Annotated in this window: 8 protein-coding genes; 7 read left to right on the top strand and 1 reads right to left on the bottom strand. The window is 64.5% G+C overall.

Annotation, left to right across the window (positions count from 1 at the left end):
* Window positions 1–72 precede the first annotated feature (72 nt).
* A complete protein-coding gene (locus tag ACTRWG_RS22430) occupies window positions 73–999 on the top strand; it encodes a DUF7946 domain-containing protein (protein ID WP_154667754.1) in 927 nt (308 codons plus the stop codon).
* A gap of 329 nt (window positions 1,000–1,328) precedes the next feature.
* Entirely contained in the window at window positions 1,329–1,571 is a 243-nt protein-coding gene (locus ACTRWG_RS22425) for a hypothetical protein (RefSeq protein WP_462829968.1), read from the top strand.
* 61 nt (window positions 1,572–1,632) lie between these two features.
* Here the strand turns inward: ACTRWG_RS22425 and ACTRWG_RS22420 are convergent, their stop codons facing one another.
* Window positions 1,633–1,770, bottom strand: coding sequence for an entericidin A/B family lipoprotein (locus ACTRWG_RS22420; protein WP_259958771.1), 138 nt, complete (start codon window positions 1,768–1,770; stop codon window positions 1,633–1,635).
* A 181-nt stretch (window positions 1,771–1,951) separates the two neighbouring features.
* Between ACTRWG_RS22420 and ACTRWG_RS22415 the strand changes: the two genes are divergently transcribed.
* The 5 genes from ACTRWG_RS22415 to ACTRWG_RS22395 all read left to right on the top strand — a co-directional run bounded on the left by ACTRWG_RS22415 (window position 1,952) and on the right by ACTRWG_RS22395 (window position 6,417).
* The gene (locus ACTRWG_RS22415; protein ID WP_027234772.1) at window positions 1,952–2,278 is read left to right on the top strand and encodes a TraR/DksA family transcriptional regulator; all 327 of its coding nucleotides are present in this window, start codon (window positions 1,952–1,954) and stop codon (window positions 2,276–2,278) included.
* A 153-nt stretch (window positions 2,279–2,431) separates the two neighbouring features.
* Entirely contained in the window at window positions 2,432–2,743 is a 312-nt protein-coding gene (locus tag ACTRWG_RS22410; protein WP_259958772.1) for a TraR/DksA family transcriptional regulator, read from the top strand.
* Window positions 2,744–2,964: 221 nt separating this feature from the next.
* Entirely contained in the window at window positions 2,965–3,618 is a 654-nt protein-coding gene (locus ACTRWG_RS22405) for a protein-L-isoaspartate O-methyltransferase family protein (protein ID WP_462829967.1), read from the top strand.
* 132 nt (window positions 3,619–3,750) lie between these two features.
* Entirely contained in the window at window positions 3,751–5,157 is a 1,407-nt protein-coding gene (locus tag ACTRWG_RS22400) for a TolC family outer membrane protein (RefSeq protein ID WP_462829966.1), read from the top strand.
* 75 nt (window positions 5,158–5,232) lie between these two features.
* Complete coding sequence (locus ACTRWG_RS22395) at window positions 5,233–6,417, top strand: hypothetical protein (RefSeq protein WP_051357754.1); 1,185 nt, start codon at window positions 5,233–5,235, stop codon at window positions 6,415–6,417.
* Window positions 6,418–6,602: the final 185 nt, after the last annotated feature.

Raw genomic sequence — 6,602 nt, 5'->3', positions numbered from 1 at the left:
TTATCGCATTGAGGTTGTTTTGTTGAGTGGTAGGCTCTCGCTTATAAAGAAAACCTCTCTGCAAGGTGTGGAATGACTGTAGAAGAACCTATTGAACTAATTGTGTCTTTGACTGGTGGTCAAAGTGATCAGCATGAAGTGCCGGCCTTTACGGCTTTAGATAGTGCACATGCTGTTTCTCAAGCTCTAATGATGATCCTAAACTTCGCTCAAAATGGTGAAATCCGTCGTAGGAATTTCAAAGATCTAAACCTTTCATTGAATTTGAAAACGACTCGTCCAGGGTCTTACGAGTTTGTTTTTGAGTTCTCTCAATTAGCCCCGTACTTGATGGAGGCCTATGGGAGCGGGTTAGCGAATGCTTCTTGGAAATTAATTGAGACTGTTTTTAAACGTGCTACGGGTCTGGAGGGGGCGTCGGAGATTGAGGAAGCTGAAAGTGACGGGCGGATTAGTGCGGGAGATTTAGGCGCGCTCATCCAAGCCACTGAACCATCCGTGAGGCGGGCGCACTCCGTAGTAAATCACGGTTCCTCAAACGTTAACATTTTCATTAGTGGTGATGGCAATCAGGTAGTGCTTGATTCGGAAAGCAAAGAATACATGCACGAAAGCATCTTCAACGATGAGACACGGTCGCAACGCTTTCTGGTCACGAGTTTTGATGGCCGCAATAGAACTGGTCGATTGTTTGACTTGGAGCAAGAGCAGGCGTTTACATTTGACTTGCTCGCTGAGGCTAGCCGGGAATCTCTTCAAGTAATAGCAGATGCCGCCCATGCGTACGCTCTTCGGCAGAAGGGTAAATTTGATGAAAAGATGGAAGCAGTTTGTGCCTTTACCTCGATTGATGCTCCTGACGGTCGACAAAAGAGGCTGAAAGTATTTGCTGCCGCGCGTGAGTTTGATGATCTGGAAGTTGGACAAATCCCGGACGTTACAAATGCCGCGCGGCAGTTGGAGGACAAGCGAGATGATGATGATGACGTTTTGGAATGACCTGAGTTCTCTGTCGGACGTACCTTCTGTCCAGTTATGAATTGTTTCGCTCGACCGCAGGCCGGTCAGCGCCCGTCCCGCCCCCCCCCACGGGGCGGGCGCTTCGCTTCCACCCCGCCGGGCCGGGCACTGCCCTCCGCGTGCTGATCTGATGTCTGGCAAACTCCATTAGACGGGCAGGCTTGCACTACGCTGTCGGCCAACCGCCGCTTCTCTCTGAACACTTGTGCGCCACTCTCCGCCCATCCGCGGCCTCTCCGCACCAACCCGCTGAAAACCCACCCGTTCCATGTTATCCTCAACCCCGTTCATCTGGGGAGGATAACACCATGAAACACCTGACTTTGGCCGCCGCGATCACCCTCTTGGCGTCGCCGCTTCTGGCCGGGCAATGCCCCGCCGATATTGCCGCCATCGACGCGGCGCTGGCCGCAGGCACCGAGCTGTCGGAGGCCGATCTGGCAACCGTTCAGGAACTGCGCGACGAGGGGCAAAGCCTGCATGACAGCGGCGACCATGACGCCTCGGTCGAGACCCTGGCCGAAGCCAAGGCGATGCTGGGGATCGACTGATCCGCAACAGCAAAACGCCCGGCGGCTGGCCGGGCGTTCCACGCCTGAAAAACCGGTCCGCTTACAGCGCGTCCTGCACGTCCTGCGCGGCGCCGCTGATTGCCTGGCCGGCCTTGGAAATATCGCGCCCCGCGCCTTTGGTCGTCTCGCAGGCCGCCAGGCCCAGCAGCATCAGCGCAAGTGTGAAAATCCGGATCATCGTCGAAGGCTCCTCATCTCTGCTCAAACCCGTCCGCAACTGTCTAGCAAGCCGCCCCACCCCAGGCCAGCGGATTTGCAGGCCAGCGGATTTGCGCGGCAGGCAAGGGGCTTGAGCCAAGTCAAGGCCGGGGGCCCGGCAGCGGGCTACTCTGCGCTGGTCAAAACAGGAGGCAGACATCATGGATCTTTCCACCCGCAAACAGGCGCTGGAGGCGCGCCGGGCTGAACTGACCGGGCATCTGAGCGAGGTTGAGCACACGCTGGACGCGCCGATGCCCAAGGACTGGGAGGACCGGGCCTCTGAACGGCAGGGCGACGAGGTGCTGGAAAGCCTCGGCAATGCGGAACTGGACGAGCTGCGCCGGATTGATGCGGCGCTGGGCCGGATCAAGGCGGGCACCTACGGCATCTGCGCCTCCTGCGGCGAGATGATTTCCGACGCGCGCCTGGACCTGCTGCCCGCCGCGCCGCTGTGCAAGACCTGCGCCGCAGAAGGGGCCGGCTGAGGCACGGCTAGCGGCGCTGAAGGGGTTTACCAAAAATTTGCAACTTATAAGGTAGTGCAATCCACGAAAATCGCGGGTATATTGATCTGGATCAAGGTCGTAGCTTTGACCTCACGGCACGTTGCGCGAAATTTCAGCTGGAGGGTGTGTATTATGGACTTTTCCACCAGAAAACAGACGCTTGAGGTGCGCCGGACGGAACTGGCAGGGATGCTGTCACAGGCCGGGCTTGGACTGGAGGGGGCCTATGCCGCGCCCCGCCGCACGCGGGCAGCGGCGCCCGCGGCCTCTGCGATCGAAGTGCCGGCCAAGGCCAGCTTGGACGAGCTGCGCCGCATTGATGCGGCGCTGGCCCGCCTGCGCGAGGGGTCCTACGGCTTCTGCCAGATCTGCGGCGACGACATTGCCGACGACTGGCTGGACCAGCGCCCGGCCTCGCCGTTCTGCAAAAGCTGCGCCCTCTAGCCGGGGCAGGGTGCGGGCCGCCCGCGGCCGCAGCAAATCCCGAAATAATCACAGCCAGCGGCCGCCCGGCCCGCTGGCTGCTGCTGTTTGCGGCAGGGCGGGCGGCGCCGCGCCGCTGCAGCGCTGCACCAGTCGCGGCTTTCGCGCCAAAGGCCCCGTTGCCGTGCCTGCCGGGATGTGCCACAACCTGCTGTAACAGACTGAACACATGAGTTTAGCACATGCCTGATTTCGCCGAACGCCGCCGCATGATGGTGGACACCCAGATCCGCCCGTCGGACGTCACCAAATACCCGATCATCGAAGCCATGCTGGCAGTCCCGCGCGAGCAGTTCGTGCCGGCGGCGCAGCGCGAAGCGGCCTATGCCGACAAGAATGTCAGCCTCGGCGGCGGCCGCGTTCTGCTGGAGCCGCGCACCCTGGCCAAGATGCTGGATGCACTGGATATCCAGAGCGACGAGCTGGTGCTCGATGTGGCTTGCGGGCTGGGCTATTCCACCGCGGTTGCGGCGCGGGTTGCGCAGATGGTGATCGGCGTCGAGGAAGACGAGGATCTGGCCGAAGACGCCCAGGCGCTGCTGTCCGAAACCGGCGCCGACAATGCGATTGTCCACACCGGCCCGCTGGCGGAAGGCGCGGCTGAACACGGGCCTTATGACGTGATCCTGGTGCAGGGCGGGGCCGAGGAATTGCCCGCGCCGCTGCTGGCCCAGCTCAAGGACGGCGGCCGGATCGCGGCGCTGATGATGAAGGGTGCGCTGGGCGAGGTGAAGATCGGCTACAAGAGCGGCACCGGGATCTCCTGGCGGTTCGACTTCAACGCCGCTGCGCCGGTGCTGCCGGGCTTTGCTGCTGCGCAGGAATTTGCGCTCTGACCAAAACGGCCGGGCGCGGCGGCTGACGGGGCGGGGCCGCAGGCAATGGGGAGAGGCCGGGCGGCGGTAACGCTGGCGCCTGGCAGGGACAACTCACCGCGGCTGGCGGCGCGGCAGAACAAAAGGCAGGCGATGAGAATGAAATTCCCGGCGAGTGTGTTTAAGGCTTTTGTGTTTGCCGGCGGCGTGGCCGCCACGGCGCTGATGCCGATCCAGGCGGCGGCGGACAACCTGTCCGACGCGATGATCGGCGCGTATAAGACCAGCGGCCTGCTGGAACAGAACCGGGCGCTGCTGCGGGCCGCGGACGAAGATGTGGCAATTGCCCTGTCGCGGCTGCGCCCGCTGGTCCAGTGGACGGTTAGCGCCGCCAACTCCTATAACGAAGTCAACATCAACCAGACCCGGAATACCCTGTCCACTCAGCTGGAACTGACCCAGCTGCTGTTCGATGGCGGCGCCAGCCGCCTGGACCGGCTCGCGGCTCAGGAAATCGTGCTGGCCACCCGGCAGGCCCTGCTGAGTGTGGAGCAGACGGTGCTGTTCCAAGCGGTTCAGGCCTATGTCGGCGTCCTCCAGGCGCAGGAAAACGTGGCCCTGCGCCGCAACAACCTGCGGCTGCTGCAGGAAGAGCTGAAGGCCGCCCAGGACCGGTTCGAAGTGGGTGAAGTCACCCGCACGGATGTGGCGCTGGCCGAAAGCCGCGTGGCCGCGGCGCGTGCCAACCTGACGGATGCCGAGGGCACCCTGCTGACCGCCAAGGCGACCTACCAGCAGGTTGTGGGCCAGGCGCCGGGCGGCATTGCCGGCCAGCCGGCCTTGCCCCGCCAGCGGGTGTCGCTCGACGGCGCGCAGGTTGTCGCGCTCAGGAACCAGCCGGATCTTCTGTCTCAGCAGCACGTCGTCAAGGCCCGTGAATACCAGGTCGCCTCCGCAACCGCGGGCCTGGGGCCGTCCGTGAACCTGCGGGCGAACGCCGGGGTGAGCGAGGACGTGCAGGACGGGCTGGGGGCTTCCAACTCCTCCAGCATCGGCATCACCATGACCCAGGATCTTTACGCCGGGGGCCGCAATGCCGCAGTCCGGCGCCGGGCCATTGCCAACGCCGACGCAGAGCGCGGCGTGCTGATCAACACCCAGCGCGCCGTCCGGCAGGCGGTGAGCGAAGCCTACTTCAACGTCGAAACCGCGCGCGCCAGCCTGGTCTCTTCGGGCGAGCGGGTGCGCGCCTCCAAAGTCGCCTTTGACGGCATCCGCGAGGAGGCCACGCTGGGCGCCCGCACCACGCTCGACGTGCTGCAGGCAGAGCAGGAATACCTGGATGCCCAGACCGAACAGGTGAACGCCCGCGCCAACCAGGCGATCGCGGCCTACCAGCTGCTGCAGGCGCAGGGCCTGCTGACCGCTGAGCACCTGGGCCTGGCGGTGGAGATTTACGACCCGACGCTCTATTACAATCTGGTTAAGGACGCCCCCGCCCACCGCAGCAAGCGCGGCAAGGATCTGGATCGCGTGCTCAAGGCCTTGGGGCGTAACTGATAATTTATCCTATCTGTTGTGCGGTGGCAGGAAGGCGGCTACACTTTCCGGCAAGAGGCAAGAGTGGTTTATAAAATGTCCGACCCAGTTACCCATGCTGAGATTGAAGATGTATTGTCCTCGATCCGCCGCCTGGTGAGCGAAGACAGCCGCGGCCAGCCCGCGGCGCCGGAACCGGCGGCAAAGCTGGTGCTGACGCCTGCGCTGCGGGTGAAGGATCCGCAAGCCCGCAGCCCCGAAGCGGCTGAAGGCCCGGAAACCGGCGCCGGCGCGCCGCTTCCGGAAGCAGACCCTGGGCAGGCGGAGGCCGGCACAGCACCGCTGTCCGCAGATGCGCAGCCGCAGACCGCAGCCGCCCCGCTGGAGGCAGAGGCCGCTGCAGCTGAGCACGCGGAACATGCAGACCCCGCGAAGCATGCAGAGCACGCGGCGGATGTGGAGCACGAGGCAGACGAAACCGCAGCGCAACCCGCCGTGCCCTTCCGGCACCGCCAGGCCCGTGCAGCGTCCGGGCCCGCTTTGCTCCTCGGTGCGCAGCAGGACGCAGCGGACACCACAGCAGACACCGAAGCGCAAGCCGCGCAGCCCGGCGGCGCTGAGACCAGTCAGCCGCAGCCCGCTCCGGTCTGCGCCGGCGCGCCGGATACCGATCCGGACACGGCGCCTTGGGCCGATCCCGATGCCACGCTGTTTTCTGCGGCATCCGGCACGCCGCCGCAGGATCAGGGCACCGGGGACACCGCAGCAGAAACCCCGCCGGACGACCTGGCCGGCGGCACGGCCGGCGCCCGCGCCGCCTCGGTGGTGCGCAAGATCGCTGAGCTGGAGGCCCGCAGCTCCGGCGCGCGCGACCAGGCGCAGCCGCAATGGGAGCCCGACAGCAAGACCGAGGCGCCCTTTGCCGCGACCCTGGTCGATACCATCGAATGGCGTGACGAACCGGCGCCCGCCCGCAGTACCGCGCAGGCAGCCAGCGATGCCTCCGGCGAAGCGGACGGCAGCGCTGAGGAAACTGCGCAACCCGCAGCCGCAGACAGCGCGGCGGAAACGGTGGTGGAGGCGGCGTTTGCCGGCGCAGCTTTGGAAACGCTGGCGGAGTCAGGCGACAGCTACCTCGACGAGGAGGGCCTGCGCGACCTGGTCGCCAGCATTGTCCGCGAAGAGCTGCAGGGCCCCTTGGGCGAACGGATCACCCGCAACGTGCGCAAGCTGGTGCGGCGGGAAATCCACCGGGCGCTGGCCGCGCATGACCTGCTCTAGGGCCTGACGGCACTGGGCATCCTGACGGTTCAGGGGCGATCAGCGGCCTGAGACCGGTTCCAGCAAGGCACGCCAAGGGCGTGCCTTTTCCGTTTGGCCAGGCCGGAGAAACGGGGGAGGGAGGACCGGCCGCCGCAGCCTTGCAACGCAGCCCGCCGCCACGGGTCTCGCGAAACAGCCTTTCA

Source organism: Leisingera sp. G5_S3_59_S7 (assembly GCF_054968485.1).
This window is presented reverse-complemented; position numbering and strand designations above follow the sequence as displayed.

Bases quoted from the DNA above. Each gene is read 5' to 3' on its own strand.
- ACTRWG_RS22430 (WP_154667754.1), top strand. From the start codon at position 73: ATGACTGTAGAAGAACCTATTGAACTAATTGTGTCTTTGACTGGTGGT.
- ACTRWG_RS22425 (WP_462829968.1), top strand. From the start codon at position 1,329: ATGAAACACCTGACTTTGGCCGCCGCGATCACCCTCTTGGCGTCGCCG.
- ACTRWG_RS22420 (WP_259958771.1), bottom strand. From the start codon at position 1,770: ATGATCCGGATTTTCACACTTGCGCTGATGCTGCTGGGCCTGGCGGCC.
- ACTRWG_RS22415 (WP_027234772.1), top strand. From the start codon at position 1,952: ATGGATCTTTCCACCCGCAAACAGGCGCTGGAGGCGCGCCGGGCTGAA.
- ACTRWG_RS22410 (WP_259958772.1), top strand. From the start codon at position 2,432: ATGGACTTTTCCACCAGAAAACAGACGCTTGAGGTGCGCCGGACGGAA.
- ACTRWG_RS22405 (WP_462829967.1), top strand. From the start codon at position 2,965: ATGCCTGATTTCGCCGAACGCCGCCGCATGATGGTGGACACCCAGATC.
- ACTRWG_RS22400 (WP_462829966.1), top strand. From the start codon at position 3,751: ATGAGAATGAAATTCCCGGCGAGTGTGTTTAAGGCTTTTGTGTTTGCC.
- ACTRWG_RS22395 (WP_051357754.1), top strand. From the start codon at position 5,233: ATGTCCGACCCAGTTACCCATGCTGAGATTGAAGATGTATTGTCCTCG.